This window comes from Actinoplanes sp. NPDC048967 (assembly GCF_040649415.1).
Classification (GTDB): Bacteria; Actinomycetota; Actinomycetes; order Mycobacteriales; family Micromonosporaceae; genus Actinoplanes.
The window spans coordinates 1-1,059 of record NZ_JBEZFL010000019.1 but is presented as its reverse complement, the minus strand read 5'-3'; positions in this window follow the sequence as shown (position 1 = coordinate 1,059).

The following is a 1,059-nucleotide window of genomic DNA, read 5'->3' as shown; positions in this document are numbered from 1 at the left end:
CGCTGGCCCCGCCGCTGGCTCCGCCTGCTTGCTGGCCGGCATGGCCCTGCCCGCTGGCATGGCGCTGCCCGCTTGGCCGGCTGGCCCCGCCCGCTGGGCTGGCCCGCTGGGCCCCGCCGCTGGCTTCGCCTGCTTGCTGGGCCGGCTGGCCCCGCCCGCTGGCATGGCCCTGCCCGCTGGCTGGCTATGTCCGCTGGGCTTGCACATAGCGTTGGGCCCGCCACACCCGTTCGGCTTGGCCATAGCGCAGCCGGGCTGGGCCGTGCCGCGCCGTTTGGCCGTGCGGACGACCGTGAGGGGCAGCGCCGTCGACCGGGCCGGGCTACGAGGGCGGCGCCGCTGGCCGTGCCGGACCGCAAGGGAAGCGCCGTTGCACGTGCCAAGCCACGGGCGTGAACTTACCGACGCGGTTGGAGCGTCGCGCAGTGCGCGTCGCGCAGCGGGCCCGGCGAAGAAGTCCTCCGACATCCCGCCGGTGGTAGAGATTGCCGTGCGCTGAGACCGCGTCAACCTGTCTGCGCGAGTCGTCACGCGACGTCAACCCGCCGGACAATTCAGACAAGCACAAAGGACAGGCGGCAGCCTCGGCCGGCGGGAAGAGATCAGCGGGCGCGCGTGAGGGACGGACGGCGAGAAGGCCCGGACACCTGGAGCGCCGGGTGAGTGATCCGGTGGGTGGGTGGTCGCGGGGATGAGTGGCGGTCGGTCCGGCAGGTGGGGCGCCGGGTGAGGGATCCGGTGGTGGGCGGGTGGTCGTGGGGATGGGTGGTGGCCGGTCCGGGCAGGTGGGGCGCCGGACGAATGATTCGTTGGACGGGCGGTCGTGGGGATGGGCGGCCCGGCCCGGCTGAGGAGATCCGATGGAATGTGCCGTGTTCGACCATGGGAAGGCCCCGGAGGTGGTGGCTGAAGCGACCCGACGAATGGCGCGGGCGTGGGGATGATCGCGCAGATCCGCGGACCTGGACCACAACGGGCTTGGGGGCGGGGATGGTCCACGCAGATATCAAGCCTGACGAGCGGGGGGGGGGGGCCCCGCCCCCCCCCCCCCCCCCGCAC